At 72.9% G+C, this 24,014-nt stretch carries 23 protein-coding genes; 2 read left to right on the top strand and 21 right to left on the bottom strand.

The window, feature by feature from the left end:
• Positions 1 to 10: 10 nt before the first annotated feature.
• The 6 genes from K4G22_RS29905 to exaC form a co-directional block, all read right to left on the bottom strand.
• On the bottom strand, positions 11 to 661 hold the full coding sequence (locus K4G22_RS29905) for a response regulator (protein ID WP_228083593.1): 651 nt from the start codon (positions 659 to 661) through the stop codon (positions 11 to 13).
• Complete coding sequence (locus K4G22_RS29910) at positions 654 to 1,931, bottom strand: sensor histidine kinase (RefSeq protein ID WP_228083594.1); 1,278 nt, start codon at positions 1,929 to 1,931, stop codon at positions 654 to 656. Before K4G22_RS29910 ends, K4G22_RS29905 begins: the two co-directional genes overlap by 8 nt.
• Positions 1,932 to 1,948: 17 nt before the next feature.
• Positions 1,949 to 2,689 carry an ABC transporter permease gene (locus K4G22_RS29915; protein ID WP_228083595.1) on the bottom strand — a complete coding sequence of 247 codons (741 nt, stop codon included), beginning with the start codon at positions 2,687 to 2,689 and terminating at the stop codon, positions 1,949 to 1,951.
• Positions 2,686 to 3,645, bottom strand: coding sequence for an ABC transporter ATP-binding protein (locus K4G22_RS29920; protein ID WP_228083596.1), 960 nt, complete (start codon positions 3,643 to 3,645; stop codon positions 2,686 to 2,688). The genes K4G22_RS29915 and K4G22_RS29920 overlap by 4 nt, the downstream gene beginning before the upstream one ends.
• A 100-nt stretch (positions 3,646 to 3,745) precedes the next feature.
• Entirely contained in the window at positions 3,746 to 4,150 is a 405-nt protein-coding gene (locus K4G22_RS29925) for a DUF779 domain-containing protein (RefSeq protein ID WP_228083597.1), read from the bottom strand.
• 16 nt (positions 4,151 to 4,166) lie between these two features.
• Entirely contained in the window at positions 4,167 to 5,690 is a 1,524-nt protein-coding gene (exaC, locus tag K4G22_RS29930) for an acetaldehyde dehydrogenase ExaC (RefSeq protein WP_228083598.1), read from the bottom strand.
• Between the two features lie 193 nt (positions 5,691 to 5,883).
• On the opposite strand from exaC, the gene K4G22_RS29935 reads away from it, so the two are divergent.
• Positions 5,884 to 7,146, top strand: a complete 1,263-nt coding sequence (locus K4G22_RS29935) for a GAF domain-containing protein (protein WP_228083599.1) — start codon at positions 5,884 to 5,886, stop codon at positions 7,144 to 7,146.
• A gap of 1 nt (position 7,147) precedes the next feature.
• Here K4G22_RS29935 and K4G22_RS29940 read toward each other — a convergent pair whose 3' ends face one another.
• Together K4G22_RS29940 and K4G22_RS29945 are read right to left on the bottom strand one after the other, a co-directional pair.
• Positions 7,148 to 8,080 carry a cobalamin-binding protein gene (locus tag K4G22_RS29940; protein WP_228083600.1) on the bottom strand — a complete coding sequence of 311 codons (933 nt, stop codon included), beginning with the start codon at positions 8,078 to 8,080 and terminating at the stop codon, positions 7,148 to 7,150.
• A gap of 36 nt (positions 8,081 to 8,116) precedes the next feature.
• On the bottom strand, positions 8,117 to 9,808 hold the full coding sequence (locus K4G22_RS29945; RefSeq protein WP_228083601.1) for an ABC transporter substrate-binding protein: 1,692 nt from the start codon (positions 9,806 to 9,808) through the stop codon (positions 8,117 to 8,119).
• 359 nt (positions 9,809 to 10,167) lie between these two features.
• On the opposite strand from K4G22_RS29945, the gene K4G22_RS29950 reads away from it, so the two are divergent.
• Positions 10,168 to 13,119 (top strand): glycoside hydrolase family 2 TIM barrel-domain containing protein, encoded by a 2,952-nt coding sequence (locus K4G22_RS29950; protein ID WP_228083602.1) that lies wholly within the window; start codon positions 10,168 to 10,170, stop codon positions 13,117 to 13,119.
• A gap of 46 nt (positions 13,120 to 13,165) precedes the next feature.
• On the opposite strand, the gene K4G22_RS29955 is transcribed toward K4G22_RS29950, so the two are convergent.
• The 13 genes from K4G22_RS29955 to K4G22_RS30015 form a co-directional block, all read right to left on the bottom strand.
• Positions 13,166 to 14,602, bottom strand: coding sequence for an aldehyde dehydrogenase (locus K4G22_RS29955; protein WP_228083603.1), 1,437 nt, complete (start codon positions 14,600 to 14,602; stop codon positions 13,166 to 13,168).
• On the bottom strand, positions 14,577 to 14,798 hold the full coding sequence (locus tag K4G22_RS29960; RefSeq protein WP_228083604.1) for a 2-hydroxymuconate tautomerase: 222 nt from the start codon (positions 14,796 to 14,798) through the stop codon (positions 14,577 to 14,579). Before K4G22_RS29960 ends, K4G22_RS29955 begins: the two co-directional genes overlap by 26 nt.
• Positions 14,770 to 15,435 carry a cysteine hydrolase family protein gene (locus K4G22_RS29965; protein WP_228083605.1) on the bottom strand — a complete coding sequence of 222 codons (666 nt, stop codon included), beginning with the start codon at positions 15,433 to 15,435 and terminating at the stop codon, positions 14,770 to 14,772. Before K4G22_RS29965 ends, K4G22_RS29960 begins: the two co-directional genes overlap by 29 nt.
• Entirely contained in the window at positions 15,432 to 16,145 is a 714-nt protein-coding gene (locus K4G22_RS29970; protein WP_228083606.1) for a FadR/GntR family transcriptional regulator, read from the bottom strand. Before K4G22_RS29970 ends, K4G22_RS29965 begins: the two co-directional genes overlap by 4 nt.
• Positions 16,142 to 17,284, bottom strand: a complete 1,143-nt coding sequence (locus tag K4G22_RS29975; RefSeq protein WP_228083607.1) for an amidohydrolase family protein — start codon at positions 17,282 to 17,284, stop codon at positions 16,142 to 16,144. Before K4G22_RS29975 ends, K4G22_RS29970 begins: the two co-directional genes overlap by 4 nt.
• The gene (locus K4G22_RS29980; RefSeq protein WP_228083608.1) at positions 17,277 to 17,606 is read right to left on the bottom strand and encodes an extradiol ring-cleavage dioxygenase; all 330 of its coding nucleotides are present in this window, start codon (positions 17,604 to 17,606) and stop codon (positions 17,277 to 17,279) included. The genes K4G22_RS29975 and K4G22_RS29980 overlap by 8 nt, the downstream gene beginning before the upstream one ends.
• 30 nt (positions 17,607 to 17,636) lie before the next feature.
• Positions 17,637 to 18,485 carry a DODA-type extradiol aromatic ring-opening family dioxygenase gene (locus K4G22_RS29985; RefSeq protein WP_228083609.1) on the bottom strand — a complete coding sequence of 283 codons (849 nt, stop codon included), beginning with the start codon at positions 18,483 to 18,485 and terminating at the stop codon, positions 17,637 to 17,639.
• A 75-nt stretch (positions 18,486 to 18,560) separates the two neighbouring features.
• Complete coding sequence (locus tag K4G22_RS29990) at positions 18,561 to 19,427, bottom strand: creatininase family protein (protein WP_228083610.1); 867 nt, start codon at positions 19,425 to 19,427, stop codon at positions 18,561 to 18,563.
• Complete coding sequence (locus K4G22_RS29995) at positions 19,424 to 20,269, bottom strand: ABC transporter ATP-binding protein (protein WP_228083611.1); 846 nt, start codon at positions 20,267 to 20,269, stop codon at positions 19,424 to 19,426. Before K4G22_RS29995 ends, K4G22_RS29990 begins: the two co-directional genes overlap by 4 nt.
• Entirely contained in the window at positions 20,266 to 21,054 is a 789-nt protein-coding gene (locus tag K4G22_RS30000; protein WP_228083612.1) for an ABC transporter permease, read from the bottom strand. Before K4G22_RS30000 ends, K4G22_RS29995 begins: the two co-directional genes overlap by 4 nt.
• On the bottom strand, positions 21,051 to 21,959 hold the full coding sequence (locus K4G22_RS30005) for an ABC transporter permease (protein ID WP_228083613.1): 909 nt from the start codon (positions 21,957 to 21,959) through the stop codon (positions 21,051 to 21,053). The genes K4G22_RS30000 and K4G22_RS30005 overlap by 4 nt, the downstream gene beginning before the upstream one ends.
• Positions 21,960 to 22,007: 48 nt before the next feature.
• Positions 22,008 to 22,994: an ABC transporter substrate-binding protein gene (locus K4G22_RS30010; RefSeq protein ID WP_228083614.1), complete on the bottom strand. Its 987-nt coding sequence runs from the start codon at positions 22,992 to 22,994 to the stop codon at positions 22,008 to 22,010.
• Positions 22,995 to 23,209: 215 nt separating this feature from the next.
• On the bottom strand, positions 23,210 to 23,995 hold the full coding sequence (locus tag K4G22_RS30015; protein ID WP_228083615.1) for a 2-keto-4-pentenoate hydratase: 786 nt from the start codon (positions 23,993 to 23,995) through the stop codon (positions 23,210 to 23,212).
• Positions 23,996 to 24,014: the final 19 nt, after the last annotated feature.

Raw genomic sequence — 24,014 nt, forward strand, 5'->3', positions numbered from 1 at the left:
GTAGACCCCGCTAGCCCAGGATGCCCCGCTCGTAGGCCGTGGCGACGGCGGCGGCCCTGTCGTTCGCGTCGAGCTTGGCGTACAGATGGGCCAGATGCGTCTTGACGGTGGCCTCGCTGATGAAGAGCCGCCGCGCGATCTCCCGGTTCGGCGTGCCCTGGGCCACCAGCACGAGGACCTCGCGTTCCCTGGCGCTCAACGGCCGCCGTTCGGCGGGACCACCGGGATTTCTCACCTGGTGCATCAGCCGGGAGGCCACCGCCGGCGAGAGCACCGTGCGCCCCTCGGCCGAGGCCCGCACGGCGGCGAACAGCTCCTCGCGCGGCGCGTCCTTCAGCAGATAGCCGGTGGCGCCCGCCTCGATGGCGGGCAGGGTGTCGGCGTCGCTGTCGTAGGTGGTGAGCACCAGCACCCGGCACGGCAGCCCCCGCGCGGTCATCGCGGCGATCGCCTCCACGCCACCGCCGCCCGGCATCCGCAGGTCCATCAGCACCACATCGGGGCGGAGCCGCTGGGCCAGCTCGACCCCGGTGGGTCCGTCGGGGGCCTCGCCCAGCACGGTGAAACCCGGCGCCGAGCCGAGGATGCCGCGCAGCCCGTCCCGGACCACGGGATGGTCGTCCACGATCAGCACGGTGATCGCCGCCGCCGGCTCAGCCACGGCGCACCAGCGGGACCCTGGCCGAGACGGCGGTGCCGGCGCCCGGCTCCGTCTCGACGGCGACCCCGCCGGCGAGCCGCTCGGCGCGGGACCGCATGCCGCGCAGGCCGAAGCCGTGCCCCGGAGCCCGCCCCGTCGGCTCTCCCACCGGGTCCTGTGGGACGAACCCCCGGCCGTCGTCCCGCACGTCGAGGCTGACCTCGTCGTCCATGAAGGACAGCGTCACCCCCACCCGGGAGGCCGCCGCGTGGCGTTCCACATTGGTCAGCGCCTCCTGCGCGATGCGCAGCAGCGTGGCCGCCACCTCGGGGTGCAGCGGCTCGGCGGGACCGGTGACGGAGAACGCCGCCGGCACGCCCGCCGCCAGCGACCACGCGGCGGTCGTGTTCGCCAACGCGCGGGGCAGCGGGTCCTGTTCGAGGGCGACCGGGCCGAGGTCGTGCACGGAGCGGCGCGCCTCGGCCAGCGCGTCGCGGGCCAGGGTGGCGGCCCGCTCGATGCGCTGGTCCTTCTCCGCGGGGCCTGCGTCCGCCGTCGCCTCCAGCTGGGTGACGATGCCGGCCAGCCCCTGGGCCAGGGTGTCGTGGATCTCGGCGGCCAGCCGACGGCGTTCGTCCAGCACGCCGGCCTCCCTGGCCTGGAGCAGCAGCTGGGCGTGGAGGCCCGCGTTCTCGTCGAGCGTCTGGGCCAACCGGGCGTTGGCGCGGCCGAGTTCGGCGATGGTGGCCTCGTTGGCCCGGGTGCGTTCGGCGTCCTTGAGGGTGAAGCGGTGCAGGAACAGCACCAGCCCGATGTGCACGGCCAGCAGCGTGCCGAACAGCACCCAGCCCAGCCCTCCCGACGGGGGCAGCCCACCGGACTGGGAGCCGGCCATGGTCACCGCCGTGGCCATCAGGCCCAGCCACACCCGACGCGGCGGCAGCAGCCGGTGCGCGTCGAAGTAGCCGAGCGTGGCGTAGACGCCGAAGAGCGGGTTCAGCCAGGTCAGGGCCGCCGCCAGGGCGCCGCGCACGACGTAGTGGAACGTGCCGCCGGCCGCCCCGGGGCCGGCCAGGCGGCTCCGCAGCGTCCACCGGATCTGCTCGGCCAGAGCCAGCGCGCCCAACGGCCAGGCCAGCCGCTGCTCGCCGGGGGACATCAGCGCGTCCGCGCCGAGGAAGGAGAGCAGCGCGGCGAGCGCGAACAGCGGGTAGGGGGCCCAGTGGAAGAACGCCCGGCCGGTGTCCGCGTGCGGGCCGCCGCCGTCGTCCACCACGTTCTCGTCCCGCACGGCCGGCACCCTCCCGCTCATTCCCAGCGGAACCAACGGGCCGCCGCCGAGGTGGCCAGCACGGTCCAGGCCACCAGCACCCCAAGATACGGCCACCCCGGCCAGTTCCCCAGGGCCGCTTCGTCCAGGGCCAGCGCGGCGGCGCCGAACGGCGTCCAGGCCACCGCGTACTGCGCGGCGTCCGGCAGGGCCGGGATCGGCAGATAGACACCGGACGCGAAGAGCATCGGGAAGAACAGCGTCATGCCCAGCGCCTGCGCCGCCTTGACCGTGCGGGCCACGGCGCTGACCAGGGCGCCCGTCGCCAGTGCGGCCGGAACCGCCAGCAGCACCGTCAGCGTGTAGCCCACCGGCTCGCGCGGCATCGGCACGTCGAACGCCAACCGGCCCAGGGCCAGCACCAGCGCGGCGGTGGCCAGCACCGCCACGGCGTGCACCACGAGCTGGGCGGTGAGCAGCGCGCCGGGCCGCGCCGGGGTGGTGTGCAGCCGCCGCAGGATGCCGCGTTCGCGGTAGCCGCTGAGGACCACCGGCATCGACTGGAGAGCCGCCACGACCATCGACGCCAGCAGCGCCACCGACACGTAGACGTCGACCATCCGGCGGCCGTCGAAGTCCTCGTTCGCCTCGCGGAACCCGGGGACCAGGCCCAGCACTCCCAGCAGCAGCGGGGGGAAGAGCAGGATCCAGAACACGCTGCCGGGCTCGCGCCCGAAGAGCCGGGCCTCCGTCCGCAGCAGCGCCGTCGACGCGCTCATCGCCGCTCCTCCGTCTTCCCGCCCGGCGGGAACGTGTCGTCGGTCAGCGCCAGATAGGCGTCGTCGAGGGTGGACTCGGTGACCCGCAGCTGCCCGGCGGTGATCCCGCGGCGCGCCAGCAGCGAGAAGAGCGCGGGCGAGGTCTCCTCGCCGCCGCGCACCTCGATCCGGCCGCCCCGGTCGTCCTCCCGCCCGGTGCCGTCGACGCCGACCGCGCCGGGCAGCGCCGCCAGCTCCGCCGACTCGGCGGCGTCCGGCACCCTGGACGGGACGAAGGTGATGGTGACGGTGCCGGGCCGGCCACGGATCAGCCCGGTCGGGCTGTCCACCGCGCTGACCCGGCCCCCGTCGATGACGGCGACGCGGTCGCAGAGCCGCTGCGCCTCCTCCATCACATGGGTGACCAGCACCACGGTGACGCCCGCGTCCCTGATCTCCTCGACCAACTCCCAGGTGGCGCGGCGGGCGTGCGGGTCCAGCCCGGTCGTCAGCTCGTCGAGCACCACCACGCGCGGGTCGCCCAGCAGCGCCAGCGCGATGAACAGCCGCTGCCGCTGGCCGCCGGAGAGCGCCGCGAAGCGGACCTTGAGCCGGTCGGCGAGGCCGAGCCGCTCGGCGAGCGTCCGCCAGTCGGCGGGGCGCCGGTAGAAGGCGCTGTGCAGTTCCAGGGCCTCCCGGACGGTGAGCTTCGCCTGGAGCTCGCTGGACTGGAGCTGGACGCCGAGGACTTCGGTGACCTCCCGGTGCCGGGCGACCGGGTCGAGCCCCGCCACCCGCACCCGCCCGCCGTCCGGCACCCGCAGGCCCGCCACACATTCGACGGTCGTCGTCTTCCCCGCTCCGTTGGGGCCGAGGATGCCGAAGACCTCCCCCTCGGCGACGGCGAAGCTGACCCCGTCCACGACGGCGCGGCCGTCGTAGACCTTCCGCAGCCCGTCGACTTCGATGATCGTCATGGGGTCGAGCCTCTCCCCGGCGACCGGCGTGGCACATCCCCCGATCGGCCAGGGCCGCCATCGGCCGATCGGCCGATGGCGACCGCCGTCCGCGCCCGCCCTACGGCGCGCCCGCCTCGTCCAGCCGGCGCAGCTCCTCGGCGTCCAGCAGCCGTGAGCGGATGAGGAACCGCACGCCCTCGGGGGCCTCCAACGAGAAGCCGCCGCCCCGGCCCGGCACCACGTCGACCGTGAGATGGGTGTGCCGCCACCGCTCGAACTGGCTGGCCGACATCCAGAATTCCACCGGGCGCGGCACGCCGGCGACCTCCAGCGCGCCGAGCAGCACATCGGCGGCACCGGTCCTGAACTCGCCCACCGGGAAGCACATGGGGGAACTGCCGTCGCAACAGCCGCCCGACTGGTGGAACATCAACGCGCCGTGCTCCTCGTGGAGCCGGGCCAGCAGCGCAGCCGCCTCGGGCGTCACCGCCACCCGCACCGGCCCGCTGTCCGTCGCTGTCATCTGTGGTCGCCTCCGGTCAGAACAGGCCGATGGTCTTCGGGGAGTAGCTCACCAGCAGGTTCTTCGTCTGCTGATAGTGATCCAGCATCATCTTGTGGTTCTCCCTGCCGATCCCCGACTGCTTGTAGCCGCCGAACGCCGCGTGCGCCGGATAGGCGTGGTAGCAGTTGGTCCATACCCGGCCCGCCTGGATGGCCCGGCCCGCCCGGTAGGCGGTCGCGCCGTCCCTCGTCCACACCCCGGCGCCCAGGCCGTAGAGCGTGTCGTTGGCGATCCGGACCGCGTCGTCGAAGCCGTCGAACGAGGTGACGGCGACGACCGGGCCGAAGATCTCCTCCTGGAAGACCCGCATCCCGTTCTCGCCTTCGAGGATCGTGGGCCGCACGTAGTACCCCTCGGCCAACTCTCCCTCCAGCCGGACGCGTTCACCGCCGATGAGCACCTTGGCGCCCTCCTGCCGACCGATGTCGAGATAGGAGAGGATCTTCTCCAACTGGTCGTTGGACGCCTGCGCCCCGATCATGGTGTCCGTGTCCAGCGGGTGCCCGTGCGCGATGCGGCTGGTGCGTTCCACCGCCGCCTCCAGGAACTCCCCGTAGTGGCCGCTCCCGATCAGCGCCCTGGACGGACAGGTGCAGACCTCGCCCTGGTTGAGGGCGAAGAGCGCGAACCCCTCCAGCGCCTTCTCGTAGAAGTCGTCCCGCGCCGCGGAGACGTCGTCGAAGAACAGGTTGGGGCTCTTGCCGCCGAGCTCCAGGGTGACCGGGTTGAGGTTCTCGCTGGCGTACTGCATGATCAGCCGGCCCGTGGTGGTCTCGCCGGTGAACGCGACCTTCGCCACCCTGGGGCTGCTCGCCAGCGGCTTCCCCGCCTCGACGCCGAAGCCGTTGACGACGTTGAGCACCCCGGGCGGCAGCAGCTCCCCGACCAGGCTCAGCCAGTAGTGGATCGACGCCGGCGTCTGCTCGGCCGGCTTGAGCACCACCGCGTTGCCGGCCGCCAACGCCGGGGCGACCTTCCAGATCGCCATCAGGATCGGGAAGTTCCACGGGATGATCTGCGCCACCACGCCCAGCGGCTCGGGGAAGTGGTAGGCCACCGTGTCCGCGTCCAGCTCGGCCAGGCCGCCCTCCTGGGCGCGGATGGCCGAGGCGAAGTAGCGGAGATGGTCGACGGCCAACGGGAGGTCGGCGGCCAGGGTCTCCCTGACCGGCTTGCCGTTGTCCCAACTCTCCGCCACCGCGAGCTCGGTGAGGTGCTCCGCCATCCGGTCGGCGATCCGGTTCAGCGTCAGCGCCCGCTCGGCCGGCGGGGTCCGCCCCCAGCCGGGCGCCGCGGCGTGCGCCGCGTCCAGCGCCGCCTCCACGTCCTCGGCGGTGCCCCTGGCGACCTCGGTGAACGGTCGCCCCGTCACCGGGCTGGGATTCTCGAAGTACCGGCCGCGCGCCGGCGGGACATAGGCGCCACCGATCCAGTGGTCGTAGCGCGCCTCGAACGCCATCAGCGCGCCGTCGGTTCCCGGGTTGGCGTAGCGGGTCATGGCCGCACCCCTCTCACTCCGTCCCCCCGCTCGCCGCTGAGCGGGGTTTCGCGCACCGTAGGGGAACGAACGTTGCGGCCACGTTGCGGCGGCCGATCCCCACGGCTCCCTCGCGCGACCCGCCGCCGCGCCCTACATTGGTCGGGGGCGCGCGGCCCGCCGCTCCGCACCAGCCTCGAATCGAGGGTCGGTGATGACGTTCGGCCATGTGGCACTGCCGCCAGGGGCTGACCCGGCGGGGCTTCGACGCGCGGTGGCCACCGCGCACGAGGCGTTTCTCACCACCGGCTGGCCCACGGGCCCGCTGCGCGGCGTGGTCCGCGACTCCTGGCAGCGGTCCCGAATCCTGGGCGTCGACCCGGACGCCGCCGCCCCGCCCGACCACATCGCCGGGGCCGAACTGCGGGCGTACCGGCGGGAACACCCGCTGGCCGCCGTGCTGCCCGTGATCCGCCGGCTGCTGGTGGAGACGGCGCGGGAGGACGACCAGGTCGCCGCCGTGGGCGACCGGAGCGGCCGGCTGCTGTGGGTCGAGGGCTCCCCGGCGCTGCTCGCCCGCGCCGAGCGCATCGGCTTCGCCGAGGGCGCCAACTGGGCCGAGGGCGCCGCCGGCACCAACGCGCCCGGCACCGCGCTCGCCCTCGGCCAACCCGTCCAGATCTATGCCAGCGAGCACTTCAACCGTTCGGTACAGCCGTGGAGTTGTGCCGCCGTGCCGGTGCGCGACCCGGCGAGCGGCGCGGTGCTCGGCGTGCTGGACCTGACCGGCGGCGACCATATCGCGGCGCCGCACGCGCTCTCCCTGGTCCGCGCCACCGTCGCCGCCGTGGAGGCGGAGCTGCGGCTGCTGCGGGTGCCGGGCGCCGCGCCGCCTCCCGAGGGCGCGCCGGCCAGACTTGAGGTGCTGGGCCGTGACCAGGCCGCGTTCAGCTGGGCCGGCGGCCGGTGCGAGCTGAGCCCGCGCCACTCGGAGATCCTCTGCCTGCTGGCGCGCCGGCCCGGTGGACTGACGGCCGAGGCGCTGGCGGCCCAACTGCGCGCCGACGAGGCGGCTCCGGTCACGGTCCGCGCCGAACTGTCCAGGATTCGCCGGCTGTTGGGTCCTGGCCTGGTGGCGTCCCGGCCCTACCGGCTGACGGTGCCGGTCAGCGTGGACGCCGACGAGGTCGGGGAGCTGATCGCCCAGGGCGCGCTGCGCCGGGCCCTGGACCGCTACCGTGGCCCGCTGCTGCCGCGCTCCGAGGCGCCGGGCGTCGTCGAGGCGCGCACCGATCTCGAGTGCGCGCTGCGCGCGGTGCTCCGCGAACGGGCCGACGCCGAGCTGCTGGTGGCGTGGACGGCCAGGCCGGAGCACGCCGACGATGTCGAGATGCTCCAGGCCGCCAGGGACGCCCTGCCGCCTGGCTCCCCGCGCGCCCTGCTGCTGGACGCCCGACTCCGGCGCGCCCTCTGGTAGTTCACGCCCGCCGCGCCGGCGGGGGGAACGGGCGCGCCTCGTCCGCGGTCATCGGGGCGCCGACCCGTTCCCCGTGCAGCAGCTGGGCCAACACCTCGGCGCCCCTGACCACGCGCGGTCCAGGACGGTTGAAGTACGCGGGGCCGTCGAGCACCCAGACGCGCCCGGCCCGCACGGCCGGCAGCTCCTCCCACCCCGGCAGGCCCGTCAACAGCTCGGTCTCCCGCAGGGTCCGCTCGGGCGGGAAGCCGCAGGGCAGCACCAGCAGCACCTCGGGTGCCGCGGCCCGCACCGCGTCCCAGGTCATCGGGCCGGTGTGCTCGCCAGGGCCGGCGAGCAGCGGATCGCCGCCGGCGGCCGTGATCTGTTCGGGAACCCAGTGCCCGGCCGGCCAGAGCGGGTCGAGCCACTCCACGGCCACGGTCCCTGGCCGCGCCCGGCCCGCGACCGCCGCCCTGACGGCGTCGAGCCGGTCCGTCAGCTCGCCGCGCCGCCGCTCGGCCGCCGCCCGCACGCCGAGCAGCTCGCCTACGGTGACCAGGTTCTCCAACACGTCGGCCAACGTGCGGGGTTCCAGGCTCAGCACCCGGGCCTCCGCGTCCAGGAGCCGGACGGCCCGGCTCACCCGCGCGTAGGAGACCGCGCACACGTCGCACAGGTCCTGGGTGAGCAGCACATCGGGGCGCAGCGCCCCGAGCGCCTCGGTGTCGAGGGTGTAGAGGGACGACCCCGAGTGCGCCGAGCCGCCGACGGCGTCCGAGATCTCCCGGCTGCTGAGCGTCTCCTGGTCGAGATCGGCACGGGTCACCACCGGCACCCCGGCGACCGCTTCGGCCGGCCAGTCGCACTCGTGCGTCCGACCCACCAGCCGTGCGGCGAGCCCGAGTTCGGCGACGATGTCGGTGGCGGCCGGAAGCAGCGAGACGATGCGCATCCCGCGACTCTAGTGTCGCCCCGCCCTTCAGGGCCGTCAGGTCCCGTCGGCTGGCCTGAGGTTCTTGAGGATCTGGCTGCTGTCCGGGCTCTGCCACAGCGCGGGGAAGGCGTACAGGTCGTCCTCGGCGGGCCAGCCGGTGAACTTCTCCGACTGCCAGACGCTGACCGTGCCGTTCAACAGGACCGGGATATAGGGCATGTCCCGTTCGACGGTGGTCTGGATGACGTCGAGGTGCGGTTGGCGCGCCCGCTCGTCGGTCGGGTCGAGATGGCTCAGCTCCTCGACCGCCCGCTCCACGTCGGCGTCGACATAGCGGGCGAAGTTGGTGTTCGCGGTCTCGCCGACCGGTGCGGTGTTGATCTCCGAGAAGAAGTAGGTGTACTGCCAGTACGGGTCGGCGGTCGGCCCCGGGGAGAGCGAGTCGATGATCAGCTCGTAGTCGCCCCGGCTCTTGGCGTCGGACCACTCGTTCCAGGAGGACTGGTCAACCGTCAACTCGATGCCGGCCTCGGCCAGTTGCTCGGTGAGCGTCTGGAGCGTGGCGATGTAGTCCGTCCACCCGGAGACCACCCGGACGCTGATCGCGAGCCGTTCGCCGTCCTTCTCGTAGACGTCGCCGTCGCGCTGCCAGCCGGCCGCCTCCAGGATCGCGGTGGCCTGGTCGACGTCGGACTCCATGGGCGTGACCTGGTTCTCCAGGTCCGCCGAGACATAGTCGCGTTCCGGCAGGCCGAAGCCGGGCGACATCGGGGCGCCGATGTTCTGGAAGGCCAGCGCGTTGATGTGGTCGCGGTGCATCGCGTGGAAGATCGCCTGCCGCACGGCCGGGTCGGTCTGCGGGCCGCTACAGCCCAGCTCCTCGCTGGCGCAGGCGCCCAGCACCACCTGGAAGGTGTTGGCGACCAGCGCCGAGTAGCCGGGGTAGACCTCCTCGACCCGGTCGAGGCTGGGCACCGGGCTGGTCAGCCAGTCGACCTCGCCGGCGCTGAGGGCGTCGGCCCCCGCCTGGTTGCCGGAGAGCGCCACCGACCTGACGGTCCGCACGGCGGGTTCGCCGTCCCAGTGGTTCGGGTTGGCGTTCAGGATGAATGCCTGCGGCTTGAACTCGCCGAGGGTGTAGGCACCGGTGCCGACCGGCTCCGTCATGGTGTCGGTGGACGGGTCCTCGACGTCGCTCCAGATGTGTTCGGGAACGATCCAGGTCCGGCCGAGCAGGTTGGCGACGTTCATATAGGCCGGCGCGTCGAAGGCGACCGTGACCCGGGTGGGGTCGACGACGGTGGTCTCGCCGTCGAAGCCGATGCTGTTGATCGCGTCGTGCTCGCGCAGCATGTCGAAGGTGAACTTCACGTCGTCGGCGGTGAACTCCTCGCCGTCGGACCACTCCACGCCCTCACGGAGCGAGATCGACAGCTCCGTGCCGTCCTCGTTCCAGTCGTACGCGGTGCCCAGCAGCGGGACCGGGTCCTCCTGGCGCGCGGTGTTCAGGAAGAACAGCGGCTCGAAGATGGTGCCCGCGCCCTCCAGCTTGGTGGGGGAGTACGGGTTGAAGTTCGCCTGGAAGTCGGTCGAGGCGCCGCTGAACACGACGAGGGTGTCGGTCCCGCTCGCGCCGTCGCCGCCCCCGCTCGAAGAGCCGCCGCCGCATCCGGCGACCAGCAGGGCGCAGAGCGCCCCGCCCGCTGTGGCCGCACGGACGCGGCGCGATCTGAGACCTGGGGACATGTCGCTCCCTCTCTCGGGACGCCCCTGAGCGGGGCGTTGGGCGAGCCGCCCGGGCCGGGATTCTTGGCGCTCGGCGGTGCGGGGTCAACAGCCGTGACAGGCCGCCGCGTAGACCGTTGCAAAAACGAAACTGTCTGAACAGCTTCCAACAGGTTTCCGCCCATTGATTCCGATGCAACAGCATCTTGGGCGGCTCGGCGGGCGACAGGCGCTCTGGACAGCCCATCTGGGGCCGCATAGGTTTTGAGGGAAAGCCAACATCGCTGTGCGCCACTGCCACTGCCACTGCCACTGTCACCGTCACCGTCACCGCCACCGGCAGGACCCGCGCATGTCCACCGCGCCGGAAGAGGAAGAACATGCACCACCGGCCCCATGGCCAAGCGCCCTTCTCCGCCCTGCCGTACCACGAGAACCCCAACCCGGCCCCCGGCACGCTCCCCGCCCGCGGCTGGTGGGCCACATCGGACGCCGCCCGCCACTCCCTCAACGGCGACTGGGACTTCCGCCTCGCCCCGACCGCCGAGGGCACCGGGCCCACGTTCCCAAGTGACGACCCGTCCGTCACCGCCGGATGGGACCGGATCACCGTCCCCGGCCACTGGGTGCTCCAGGGCCACGGCGCCCCCGCCTACACCGGCGTCGCCTACCTCTTCCCCGTGGACCCGCCCCGGCTGCCCGACGAGAACCCGACCGGGGACCACCGCCGGGTCTTCGACCTTCCCGCCGACTGGCCGGCCGGCGGCGAGAGCGTGCTGCGCTTCGACGGTGTCGACTCCTGCGCCAGGGTCTGGCTCAACGGCACCGAGCTCGGCACCTTCCAGGGCAGCCGGCTCCCGCACGAGTTCGCCGTCGGCCACCTGCTGCGCCCTAGCGGCAACGTGCTCGCCGTCCGGGTCCACCAGTGGTCGGCCGGCAGCTACCTGGAGGACCAGGACATGTGGTGGCTCCCCGGCATCTTCCGGGACGTCACCCTGCTCCACCGCCCCGACGGCGCGCCCACCGACTACTTCGCGCACGCCGGCTACGACCACACCACCGGGCTCGGCACGCTCCGCGTCGCGTGCGACGTGCCGGGCCGCGTCCTCGTGCCCGAGCTGGGCCTCGACCTCGCCACCGGCGAGGAGGCGGGCGTGCCCGTCGAGCCGTGGTCCGCCGAGGTCCCCAGGCTCTACGCGGGCGAGCTGGTCACCGAGGGGGAGCGGATTCCGCTGCGCCTCGGCTTCCGCACCGTGCGGATCGAGGACGGGCTGCTGAAGGTCAACGGCCGGCGGGTGCTCTTCCGCGGGGTGAACCGGCACGACTTCCACCCGGAGACCGGGCGCGCCGTGGACCTGGAGACGATGCGCCGGGACCTGGTGCTGATGAAGCGCCACAACATCAACGCCGTGCGCACCAGCCACTATCCGCCGCAGCCGGCGCTCCTCGACCTCTGCGACGAACTCGGCCTGTGGGTCATCGACGAGGGCGACCTGGAGACCCACGGCTTCTGCTGGATGCCCGGCTGGCGGGGCAACCCGGTGGCCGACGCACGCTGGAACCCGGCCCTGCTCGACCGGGCCGAACGGATGGTGGAACGGGACAAGAACCACCCCTCGGTGGTCATCTGGTCGCTGGGCAACGAGTGCGGCAGGGGCGAGGGGCTGTCCGTCATGGCCGCCTGGATCCGGGACCGCGACCCGTCACGCCCGGTGCACTACGAGAACGACGCCGACTACCCGGACAGCGACATCTACTCCCGGATGTACGCGCCGCACGCCGAGGTGGAGCGGATCGGCCGCCGCGAGGAGGAGCCGCTGGCCGATCCGGAACGGGACGCACACCGTCGTTCGCTGCCCTTCCTCCAGGTCGAGTACGCCCACGCGATGGGCAACGGACCCGGCGGACTCGCCGACTACCAGCGGCTGTTCGAGACCTACGAACGACTCCAGGGCGGCTTCGTCTGGGAGTGGATCGACCACGGCCTCGCCACCCGCACCGAGGACGGGCGGCCCTACTTCGGCTACGGCGGCGACTTCGGCGAGGAGGTGCACGACGGCAACTTCGTCTGCGACGGACTGCTGCTGCCCGACCGCACCCCGACCCCGGGGCTGCTGGAGTACAAGAAGGTCATCGAGCCGGTCCGGATCGCCGGCAACGCGGCCGGTGGCACGGTGACCATCCGCAACGGCCACGACTTCGCCGACCTCGGCCACCTCGCCTTCACCTGGAGCTACGCCGTCGAAGGGCAGGAGATCGCGCGCGGCGACCTCCCCGTCCCACCGCTGGCACCCGGCGAGCTGACCGAGCTGGCGCTGCCCCGGGCGCCGGCCGAAGCCCCGGCCGGCGAGGCGGTCTGGACGGTGCGTGCTCGGCTGGCGGCGGCCACCGCCTGGGCGGAGGCCGGACACGAGGTGGCCTGGGGCCAGTTGACCGCGGTGCCCAGGCCGGCGCCGACCCCGGCGCGCGGCCCGCTGGTCGCGCCTCGCCTGGAGGGCGAGCGGATCGTGCTCGGCCCGGCGACCTTCGACGCCAGGAGCGGCCGGCTCACCGCCCTCGCCGGGCTGCCCCTGACCGAGGGCCCCCGGCTGGACGTCTTCCGCGCCCCGACCGACAACGACCGGGGCATGCACTGGGAGAAGGACGCCCAGATCAGCGTGGAGTGGGAGCGGCACGGGCTGCACCGGATGCGGCACCGCACGAACGCCGTGGAGCTGGCCTCGGACGCCCTGACGGTGCGCACCAGGGTCGCCCCGCTCTCCCTCGATCCGGCCCTGGTCACCGTCTACCGCTGGACCGCCGACGCCGAGGACGCGCTGCGGCTGACCGTCTCCGTCCGGCCGGCGGGCACCTGGTCGTGCCCGCTGCCCAGGCTCGGCGTCCGCCTCGGCCTGCCGGCCGCGTTCGGCCACGCCACCTGGTACGGCGGCGGCCCCGACGAGTCCTACCCCGACACCGGGGAGGCGTCCAGGCTGGGCCGGTTCACCGCGCCCGTGGACGAGCTGCGGACGGACTACGTCCGCCCACAGGAGAACGGCGCCCGCTCCGACGTGCGGTGGGCCGAACTCGCCACGGACGACGGCGTGGGGCTGCGGGTCGAGGCCGGCGACCGGCCGTTCTGGTTCACCGCACGCCGCTGGACCAGCGAACAGCTCGCAGCCGCCGAGCACACGGTCGACCTCACCCCTGGCGACACGGTCTGGGTCAACCTCGACCACGCGCAGCACGGCATCGGCAGCCAGTCCTGCGGTCCCGCCCCGCTGCCCCAGTACCATCTGACGGTCGCCCCGGCCGAGTTCGGCTTCCTCTTCCGCGTCACCGGAGGAGCGTGACGAGCCTGGACGAGCCACCCCGCCGCCCCAGCTGGCCGGCGGGGCCTCAGGCCGCGTCGATGGCCATCACCACGGCCTTGGGCTCGGTGAAGAACTCCCGGCTGAAGTTGCCGCCCTCGCGCCCCACACCCGAGTCCCCGACGCCGCCGAAGGGGGCCCGCAGATCGCGGACGAAGAAGCAGTTGGCCCACACCGTGCCGGCCTTCAGCGCGGCGGCGACGCGGTGCGCCCGGGAGAGGTTCTCCGTGAACACCATGGCGTTCAGCCCGTAGGGCGTCCCGTTGGCCGCGGCCACGGCCTCCGCCTCGGTGTCGAAGGGCGTGATCACCACGACCGGGCCGAAGATCTCCTCCCGGCAGACCCGGGCGGTGGGCGGCGCGTCGGTGATCACGGTGGGGCGCACCGTCCATCCGTCGCCGAGACCGCCGGTCGCCACCGTGCCGCCGTCCGCCGGCACCCCCTCCAGATAGGAGCGGACCTTCCGGAAGTGCTCCTCGGAGGCCAGCGGGCCGAGTTGGGTGGCCCGGTCCTTGGGGTCGCCGATGACGAGGGCCTCGGCGGCCTCGGTGAAGCGCGCCAGGAACTCGGCGTGGACCTCGCGCTGCACATAGAGCCGGCTGCCGGCCAGACAGACCTGGCCCGCGTTGCTGAAGATGGCCTTGATCGACCAGGCGACGGCCGACTCCAGATCCGCGTCGGCGAAGACCAGGTTGGCGCCCTTGCCGCCCAACTCCAGGCTGACCGGGGTCAGGTTGGCCGCGGCTGCCCTGGCGATGGCGCGCCCGGTGCCCGACTCGCCGGTGAACGTGATGCGGTCCACCCGGGGGTCGGTGGTCAACGCCTCGCCCGCCGATTCGGGGCCGAAGCCGTTGACCACGTTGAGCACGCCGGGCGGCATACCGGCCTCGACGGCCAGCCGGGCGAGGAGGGCGGCGGAGGCCGGGGTGTCCTCGGCGGGCTTGAGCACCACCGTGTTGCCCCAGGCCAGCGCCGGGGCGATCTTCCAGGTCTCCAGCATCAGGGGGAAGTTCCACGGCGCGATCGCGGCGACCACACCGGCCGCCTCGAAGCGGCTGTAGGCGTGGTGGCCGCTGTCCATCGGCAGCGCGTCGCCCGCCGAGAGCCGGGCGTGGTCGGCGAAGAACCGGAAGTTCAGCGCCGAACGGGGCACGTCCTTGGCGGTGCTGTCCGCTATCGGCTTGCCCATGTCGGTGGTGTCGGCCATGGCCAGCTCGTCGCGGCGTTCGTCGATCAGGTCGGCGAGCCGGTGCAGGATCGCGCCGCGTTCGGCGAAGCCCATCCGGGGCCAGGGCCCCTCGTCGAACGCGCGGCGGGCCGCGCCCACGGCAGCGCCGGCCTCCTCGGCCCCGCCGAGCGCGACCTCGGCCCAGGGCTGCCGGGTCCAGGGGTCGACGGTGGGGAAGCGGGCACCGGAGCGCGACTCGGTCTCCCGGCCGTCAATGAGGTGTGGGATGAGATCCATGGTCCTTGTTTCTCTTTTCCTCGATGGTCACGTCTCCGGCGGCCCAGTGCGCGGCGGGCACTTCGCGGAGGATGACGCGGACGGTGGCCCGTGGCGCGCCGATGGTCTCCTCGACCGCGTCGGTGACGCGGGTGATCAGGGCGCGGAGCTGCTCGGGGGGCCGGCCCTCAACGAGCGTCACTTCGACCAGGGGCATGGGTGTGGCTCCTCTCCGGTGCGCGCTCGTCGGCGGGCGGGGTGGCGCCGGCGAGGAGCGCCGCCGCCTCGTCGGTGGGGACGATCTCGGCGAAGACGGTGCCCATCAGGCGCAGGCTGGCCAGGTGCAGGTCCTCGAAGTAGCCCGCCACGGCGTCGCCGGCCACCACCGCGCGCAGATCGCGGAAGAAGGCGTCCCGGACGGTGGACTCGACACAGAAGTCCGTCCGCACGCCGGCCAGCACCAGGGTGCCGACGCCCAAGTCGCCGAGCAGCTCGTCCAGCGCGGTCCGGTGGAACGCGCTGAAGCGGGACTTGACCACCGTGTGGTCGCCGGGCGCCACGACCAGGCCGTCCAGCAAGGCGGCGCCCCAGGTGCCGCGGCGCAGTCCCGCCGAGCGCAGGAACGGGCTGCGTTCCGCGAGCAGGCCCACGCTGTCGTCGTCGGGCCACTCCATCCGCACCCAGATGACCGGTCGGCCGTGGGAACGGGCCGCCGCCGTCAGGGTGTTGACGCGCTCCACCAGTGCGTCGGGGTCGGTCACCCGCAGTCCGGCGGCGGCGAAGACACCCTCGGGATGGCAGTAGTCGTTCTGGATGTCGATCAGCAGCAGCGCGCTGTCCTGGCCGGTCGTCATGTGGCCTCCCGGCGGGCGACGGTGAGTGCGGTGTGGGCGTTCTGCGCCGCTTCCAGCCGGGCGGCGTCGCCGGCGGCGATGGCCTCCACCAGCTCCCGGTGCACGGCGGGCCCCGCGGGGTTGCCGCAGGCCGGTTCGTCGGCGGTGACCCCGCGCAGCCGGCTCTCCACGAACTCCAGCAGCGAGACATAGGTGTGCCGCAGGATCTGGTTGGGGGTGATCTCCGCGATCCGCAGGTGCAGCGCCCAGTTGGCGGTCAGATAGCCGGCGGCGGACAGCCCCTCGGCCGCCATCGCCTCGGCCAGCCGCCGCAGATCGGCCAGGTCGGCCTCGGTGCGGTGGCGCATCGCCTCCTGGGCCACCAGCGGCTCCAGGGTGTCGCGCACCACCAGGCAGTCCGACACCGAGACGGAGTCGCCGCTGAGTTCGAGCATCTTGCGCCCCAGGCGGACCAGGGCGGGCGGCGAGGCGACGAAGAGTCCGCCCTTCACCCCGGGGCGTACCGAGATGGTGCCTCGGGAGACCAGCAGCCGCACCGACTCGTTGAAGGTCGCGGCGGCCACGTCGAACTCGCGGCGCAGGTTCTCCTTGGTGCCGAGCCGGTGGCCGCTGGCGAGGGACTGCTCCGCGATGCGGGCCTCGATCCGTTTGGCGACCGCCTCCGCCCGGGAGGACCGGCGCAGCTCGTCCGTTGCTTCCTCGGTGCTCATGTCTGGGGTCCTTCGGCTGGAGGGGATGGGGCCGCCGCGAGACTAGCGAGCGTCTGACGGCCCGGCACATCCGCCGGTTCGGGGGCGGGGGAGGGGGCGGGGGAAAGCGCCAGGGCGGGCAGCAGCCTTGCCGCGTTGCCGCCCAGGATCGCGGCCTCCTCGCCGGGGCCGAGCCCCATCCGCCGCACCGTCTCCAGCGGCCGGTGGTCGACCAGGTCGAACGGTGTGTCGGTGCCCAGCAGCACGTTGCGCGCGGTCACGTCCTCCACCAGCCGGCCCAGCGCCCTGGTGTCGAACACGGCGGTGTCGTACAGCAGTCGGCGCAGGTAGTCGGTGGGCGGCCGGCTGACGACCCGCGCCACCGGCTTGCGGTGCCAGCCCAGGTCGAGACGGGCCCCGACGGCCGGGGCGCAGCCGCCGCCGTGGGCCAGGCACAGGGCGAGGTCGTGCCGGTCCAGGACGCCGCCGAAGATCAGCCGGGAGGCGGCCAGCGCCGTCTCCACCGGATAGCCCAGGAGCTGCACCAGGTGGTAGTCGGAGAGCCGGTCGCGGGCCGAGACCCGGCTGGGGTGCAGCAAGGTGAAGCAGCGGCGTTCGGCCAGGGCCCGCCACAGCTCCTCGTTGACCGGGTCGTCCAGTTCGCGCCGGCCGCCGAAGGTGCCCATGGTGGCGCCGGCCAGCCCGAGCACGTCCAGGCAGCGGGCCAGTTCGTCGGCGGCGCCCGCGATCCCGACCGGCACGGTGGCCAGCCCCGAGAGCCTGCCGCCCGAGCCGGCGACGAACTCGGCCAGCGCGTCGTTGGAACGCCGGGTGATGTCGAGAACCAGCCGTTCGTCGTCCGACTCGGAGGCGAACAGGAACGGGGGAGCGGCGACCACCTGGTGGTCGACGCCGGAGGCCGTCAGCTGCGCCAGCCGCCGTTCCATGTCGTACTGCTCGGGGGCCAGCGGCACGGGGGCGCCCGGGGGCAGCCCGCACAGGGCCTGATCCAGTGTCAGGACGTGGTCCCCGATGCCCGACAGGTCGGCGAGCCCCTCCCGTTCCAGCTGGCGCAGGAAGGGCAGCGGCATGGCGTGGGTGTGGATGTCGACGACCGGCGCGGTGCCGGGTGTCGCCGCACCCGTCGAGCGGTCACTCACCTCGATCCGCCATGTACTTCTCGTACTCGTCCCCGAGCAGGGAGCGGATCAGGGCGGTGGCGGCCTCGGAGGTGCCGGCCTTCTCGCCGGTGCCGTAGATCAGCCGGGCGAGTTGGGAGAGCAGGTAGGGGTGCAGGCCCAGCGCGTAGAGCCGCCGGAAGTCCCGGCCGGCTATCGCGGTGCGCTCCTCGTCGGTGAGCGGGTAGGCGGCCAGCACCTCCGCCTCCGACGTCTCGAAGCGGGTGCGCAGCTCACGGTCCCACTTCAGCTCCTGGACAAGGTCGTTGGTCCGCAGGAGCGGGTTGAAATGGTCGAGCGCCATGGGGTTCGTCCTTCCGGGTGAGAGCGGGCGTCAGGAGAGGTGCCACTGGACGGCGCCGACGCCGCAACGCCACTGGTCGACCGCCGCGTAGCCGAGGGAGGTGCAGGGGCGCGGGCCGATCGCGCCCATCACGACGATCCAGGAGAGGAGTTCGGCGGTGCCCCCGGAGCCGGCCTGCTCCATGCGGTCGAACGTGGCCTCGGCCAGCACCCGGGAGTGGTCCCCCGCCTCCATCAGATCGAGCCACCAGCGGTCGAACTTCTCGTCTATCTCCAGGTATCGGGGGCCGCCCGGCTCGTGGCTGAGCCCGCCGGAGCCCAGCAGCCCCACCCGCAGGCCCTCGGGCAGCCGGGTGCGGATGGCGTCGCCGATGGCCTCGCCGAAGGTGTAGCAGGCCCGCTCGTCCGGGACGGGCGGCACCGTGCAGTTCTGGAGCACCGGGACGACGGCCACCCCGGTGGAGACCAGATCGGCCATCGCGGTCGGCACCGAGAGGTTGTCGTCGAACCTGAGGTTCGCCGTCTCGGCCCGGACGGCGAGCGGGCTGTCCCTGACCGCCTCGAACAGGGTGCCGGCGACCTCGGGCGCGCCGGGCAGGGTGTAGTCGTCCACCCGCAGCCAGGGCTTGAACCACTCGTCGGGTCCTGTGTGTCGGGGCGCGAGGCCGAAGGTGAAGTCCGCGTAGTCGCTCACCTTCGCGTTGGCCACATGGTCGTTGCCGATGACGAGCAGCACATCCGTGCGCGAGGCGACGACCGCCTCGTGGATGGCGTCATAGGCCCGCCGGACGACGCGGCGGTCGGCTTCGGGGGCCTTGTCGAACCAGCCGGTGAGTCCGGGGGTGTGGCTCGCGGCCAGGGCCAGACTGATCTCTGCCATCTCTCCTCCGCTGCTCCTGAGTTGAAAACCAGTGTAATGATTACATTGATTGTAGGGGGTGGGTCGGGAATGCCGTCAGCCTCGGTGACCCTGGCTCCGCAACCGGGCCTCGATGGCGTCGGCCGCCAGCTCGGCGCCGGTCCGCAGGGTCTCCTGCCCCTCCTCCCGGCCGGCCGAGGCGGGATCGCCTAGGTAGCCGAGCGGGGTGGTGCGCCGCGCCTCGTCGTATCCGCGCCGCCACACGGCCAGTTGGTCGGGCCCAAGCCCGGTCGGGGCCAGCTGGGCCCGGACGTCCTCGCGGACGAGCCCTGGGTGCGCGTGCATCATCAGCGAGGTCTCCCACCGTCCGGCGTGCACGTCGACCTCCCCGGAACCGCTGGTGGGAGAGGGCGGCGGGGAGGCGTGCCGGGTCAGACAGGGATCGTCGGGATCCAGGCCGAGCCGCTCGGCCAACTCGGGCTCCAGCACGAAGCTGATGTCGATGCCCGAGCGCGCGCGCCCGGCCCGCACCCCCGCGTGCACCGTCCGGTTGTGCAGCGCGTCGCCGTGCCCGGAGAAGCAGAAGACATGCCCGAACCCGTCCCTCGCCATTCCCGCGAGGAGATCGGCCATCACCTGTTCCATCAGCTCGGGCCGGACCCCCCAGGACGCCGGGAAGCTGCCGGAGACCACGTTGACGCCCCAGTAGTAGGCGGGCACGATCAGCGCCTCGACGTCCCGCTCGGCCAGCAGCCGTCTCACCTCGCGCAGCCGGGCGCTCGGCACATAGACGTCGGTGCCGGTCGGCAGGTGCGGCCCGTGCTGCTCGACCACCCCGAACGCCCACAGCAGGACGGCGCCCCGCCTGGCCGCCGCCTCCACCTCGTACCAGGTCAGCTCGGCCAGGGTGTCGGCGAGGACATCCGGACGCGGCGCCGGCGCGCCGGCCGGCCCCGCGCTCACGCGCCGGCCCCTTCCGCCGCCGCCTCGGCGTGGAACGTCTTGGCACGCTGCACCTGGCCGTAGACCCGCGCGCGCAACTCGGTGAAGCGCGGCAGCGACCGGGTCGTCAGCTGCTCCCGCTCCTCGGGCAGGTCGACCACGACATCCTCCATGACCACCGTCGGAGAGGCGGAGAGCACCAGGACCCGCTGCCCCAGATAGACGGCCTCGTCGATGTCATGGGTGACGAAGAGCACCGTCATGCCCAGCTCACGCCACAACGACCGGGTCAGATCCTCCAGTTCGGCCCTGGTCTGGGCGTCGACCGCCGCGAACGGCTCGTCCATCAGCAGCACGGCCGGTTCGTAGGCGATGGCGCGGGCGATGGCCACCCGCTGCTGCATGCCGCCGGACAACTGCCAGGGATAGGCGTCCGGCACATCCCTCAGACCCACCGACTCCAGGGAGCGCGCCACCAGTTCGGCACGGCGGCCCCTGGCGACGCCCTTCTGCCGCAGTGGCAGATCGACGTTCCCCTCGACCGTCATCCAGGGGAAGAGGCTGCGCCCGTACTCCTGGAAGACGACCGCCATGTCCGGCGGCGGGCCCTGCACCGGCTGGCCGCCGAGCCGCACCTCGCCCGAGGTGGGCGCCAGCAGGCCGGCGACGCACTTCAGCAGCGTCGTCTTGCCGGCCCCCGAAGGGCCGACGATGCACGCCAGATCGCCGGCGCCGACCCGGAACGTCAGATCGCGCACGGCCTCGACGGTCCGGCCCGACCCCTGGTAGATCTTCCGCACGGCCCGGACATCGAGCAGGCCGGATTCCGCGGTCGCGGCGGACGCGCTGTCGTTGCTGCTCACTTCTCTCCTCTTTGGGACTGGCGGAGGCCGCGGTGCCACCGCAGGACGCGGGACTCGAAAAGGCCGAAGAGCAGGGAGAGGCCGAACCCCAGCAGGCCGAGCAGGAGGATCCCGCTCCACATCTCGGGGATGGCGAAACTCCGCTGGAACTGGACGATGGCGAACCCGAGTCCGCTGGAGCTGGCGAACATCTCGCCGATCACCATCAGGATGATCGAGATCGACAGCGCCTGCCGCATGCCCGCCACGATCTGCGGGCTGGCCGCGGGCAGCACCAGCCGTCGCAGCCTCGCCGGCCCCGCGAGCCCGTAGCAGCGGGCGGTGTCGGCGAGCACGTCGTCGATCGCCCGGACCCCCTCCACCGTGTTGAGCAGCACCGGCCAGACGGCTCCGGTGATGATCACCACGATCTTCATGGTGTCGCCGATGCCGCTGAACAGCATCAGCACCGGGATCAACACCGGCGGCGGAACGGCGCGGAAGAACTCCAACACCGGTTCCAGCAGGGCCCGCAGTCGACGCCGGGAGCCCAGCAGCACACCGAGCCCCACACCGATGACCACCGCGCCCAGATAGCCGGCCAGCAGACGGCCCAGGCTGGGCAGGATGTCGTCCACGAACCGGTCGGAGAACCAGGTCTCGCGGAACGCCGACAGGATCTCGTCCAGCGTCGGGTAGTAGAAGTTGGTGCTGCGGGCCGCGAGCAGCCACCACAGCCCGATCAGCACCGCCGGCAGCCCGAGTTGGAAGAGCAGCGCCTTGGCGCCGCCGCGCAGCGCTCTCATGTCGCGGCCTCCGTCCGCACCGAGGTGTGCCAGGACAGGACGCGCCGCTCCAGGACGCGCGCCAGCACGTTGACGCAGACCCCCAGCGCGCCCGTCACCAGGACCAGGGCGTACATCCTGGCGACCGCGTTGCTCGACTGGGCGCGGGCGATCTCGCTGCCCAACCCCGGGCTGCCGATGATCAGTTCCGAGCTGACGGCCAGGATCAGCGCCACCGAGGCGGACAGCCGCAGGCCCGTCATGAGGTAGGGGAGGGCGGTCGGCCACACCACGTACCGCAGCCGCGCCCAGGGGGTGAACCCGTAGCTGGCCGCCGTGTCCCTGGCCACCGGATCGACGTCCCGCACCCCGGCGAGGGTCTGGAGCAGCACCGGCCAGAGGGCGGCGTAGACCACCAGCAGCAGTGTCGACTCAAGCCCGGTGCCGTAGACCAGGACGGCCAGCGGGATCAGCGCGACCGAGGGGATCGGCCGCAGGAACTCGATGGTGGAGGCGGTGATCCTGCGCAGCAGGTCGAAGCTCCCGATCAGCAGCCCCAGGAGCACCCCGAGCGCGGAGGCGATGGCCAGCCCGTAGGCCCAGCCCCGCAGGGTGTCCAGGAGCGCGGTCCAGAAGGCGCTCTCCCCCGCCTCCTCGGCGAGCGCGCCGATCATGTCGCTGAACGGCGGCAGATAGTCGGCGGAGACCACGCCGACGCGCGGCAGCGCCTCCAGCAGGCCGGCGAACAGGAGGACGCCCAGCACGCCGAAGACCGCGTCGGGCAGCGACCCGAGCCACGAGCGAAGGCCCCCGGCGCGGGGCACGGCCGGTTCTGCGGCGGGGGCGGCCGGGGGGTCGGGCGGCCGGGCCGCCACGGGCGGCGGCGCGGCCGGCCGCCCGGCGCCGCTGCGTTGCTGAGTACTCACATCATCTCCGACGGGTCGGGCTCGGGCCTGTCTCTCGGGGGCGGACGCTCAGTCGCCGAGCAGGCGATCCAGCGGGTCCAGGTTCTCGATCAGGCCGGCGTCGACGCTGAGTCGGGCCAGCCGCTCGATCTCGTCCCGGTCGGTCGTCGGGTCCCAACCCGGCAGCGTGACCGCCTCGCTGATGCCGTCCTCCAGGTCCAGATAGGTGTTGAGCGCGGCCCGCGCCTCGTCGGGGTGCTCCTCGGCGTAGCGCAGGGACTCCTCAAGGGCCGCCTGGAAACGCTCGACGACCTCGGGGTTCTGGGCCGCGTAGGACTCGGAGGCGAACCATCCGGCGAACGGCAGCTGGTCGCCCATGGCGGCGTAGCTGACGGGCAGCGCGTGGCCGCCCTGCTCCTCGGTGACGGTGATGAACGGCTCGCTCATCATGGCCGCGTCCACATCGCCCGAGGCCAGCGCCGCCGGCATGTTGGGGATGGGCACCTCGACCAGGGTGACGTCGTCGCGCTCCAGGCCGCCGGCCTCCAGGGTGGAGCGCACGGCCACCTCGTTGATGCCGAGCAGCGTGTTCACGGCGATCGTCGTACCGCGCAGGTCGTCGACCTCGGTGATGCCGGGGTCGGTCGTCATCAGTTGGCCGGAGCCGTCGTCCATCGGGTCGTCGGAGGCGCGGGCGCCGACGGAGATCAGTTCCACCGGCACGTTCTCGCTCTTGGCGATCAGCAGGCTGACGAGGTTGGAGTATCCGAACTGGTAGTCCCCGCTGATCACGGCCGGCACGATCGCCGCGCCGCCCTGCGACTCCTGGAGGGTGAGGTCCAGATCGCGATCGGCGAAGAAGCCCTGCTCGATGCCGAGTCTGATCGGGGCGATGTCGATGATCGGGATCACTCCGAGGGTGATCTCGTCCGGACCCGAGCCGGAGCCGGAGTCGGTGCCGCCTCCGTCCGAGCCGCAGGCGGTCAGCGAGGTGAGGGCGAGGGCGGCGGTGGCCGCGACCGCGGCGAGTCCTTTGGGGCGACAGGAAAACGGCATGCCAGACACTCCATGTTCCGGGAAAGACGCTGCTGATGACCGCCCTGGGGCGACGGCGATGGATGGTGCGGGCCGCCAGTGGACGCGACGACGCGCCCGAGGCGGGAACCAGGCCGCGGCGCCGAGACGCGGAGCGGACCGTGGGCGGGGCCGGCGGGGCGGCCCCGAGGTAGGCGGGGAACGTGGGTCGGGGAGGCGGCCTCGGAGGGGTGTCCTCAGCGCTTCCCGGTCAGCGCCAGGCTGCCCAACGTGGTGAACGCGGCGGAGATCGTCCGGCCGGGTTCGACGAATACGGCGTCGGTGAGTCCGCCGGTGAGCACGGTCCACCCCGCCTCGATGGCCAGCCCCCGGCGGGCCAGGTCGTTGGCGGCGAGGGCGAGCGCCTGGGCGGGATGGCCCTGGACGGCCGAGCCCGTCGCGGTGTCCACCAGGTCGCCGTCGACGGAGAGTTGGCAGATCTCGCCGACCAGATCGAGCCCGTCGGGGGCGAAGGACTCGGCGGAGACGGTGAAGCGGCAGGACGAGGCGTTGTCGGCGACGACATCCGGCAGGGCGAAGCTGAAGTCCCGGTAGCGGCTGTCGATGACCTCGAACCCGGCGTGCACCGTGGCCACCGCGTCCAGCGCCTGCTCCACCGTCACCTCGGGGCCGGCCAGCCGGCGGCCCATGGTGAAGACGATCTCCGGCTCCACCCGGGGGTGGATCATCTCGTCCATCCTGACCGGTTCGCCGACCGGCAGCACCATCGCGTCGGTGAGCCACCCGGTGAGCGGGGAGTCGATGCCCATCCGGCGCTGCTTGGCCTCGGAGGTGAGCCCCAGCTTGACGCCGACCACCCGCTCCCCGGCCCGCTGCTTGCGGGCGAGCAGCGCGTCCTGGGCCCGATAGGCCGTCTCCAGGTCAAGTCCCGGCCACCGGTCGGTGATCCGGCCGCCGTCCGTGCGCTCCCGCTCTCGGCGCAGCAGCTCGTCGACGGTGCTCTCGATGGTCCACTCACTCATGCGGGGATGTCCTTCCGGC

The organism is Streptomyces profundus, assembly GCF_020740535.1.
Classification (GTDB): Bacteria; Actinomycetota; Actinomycetes; order Streptomycetales; family Streptomycetaceae; genus Streptomyces; species Streptomyces profundus.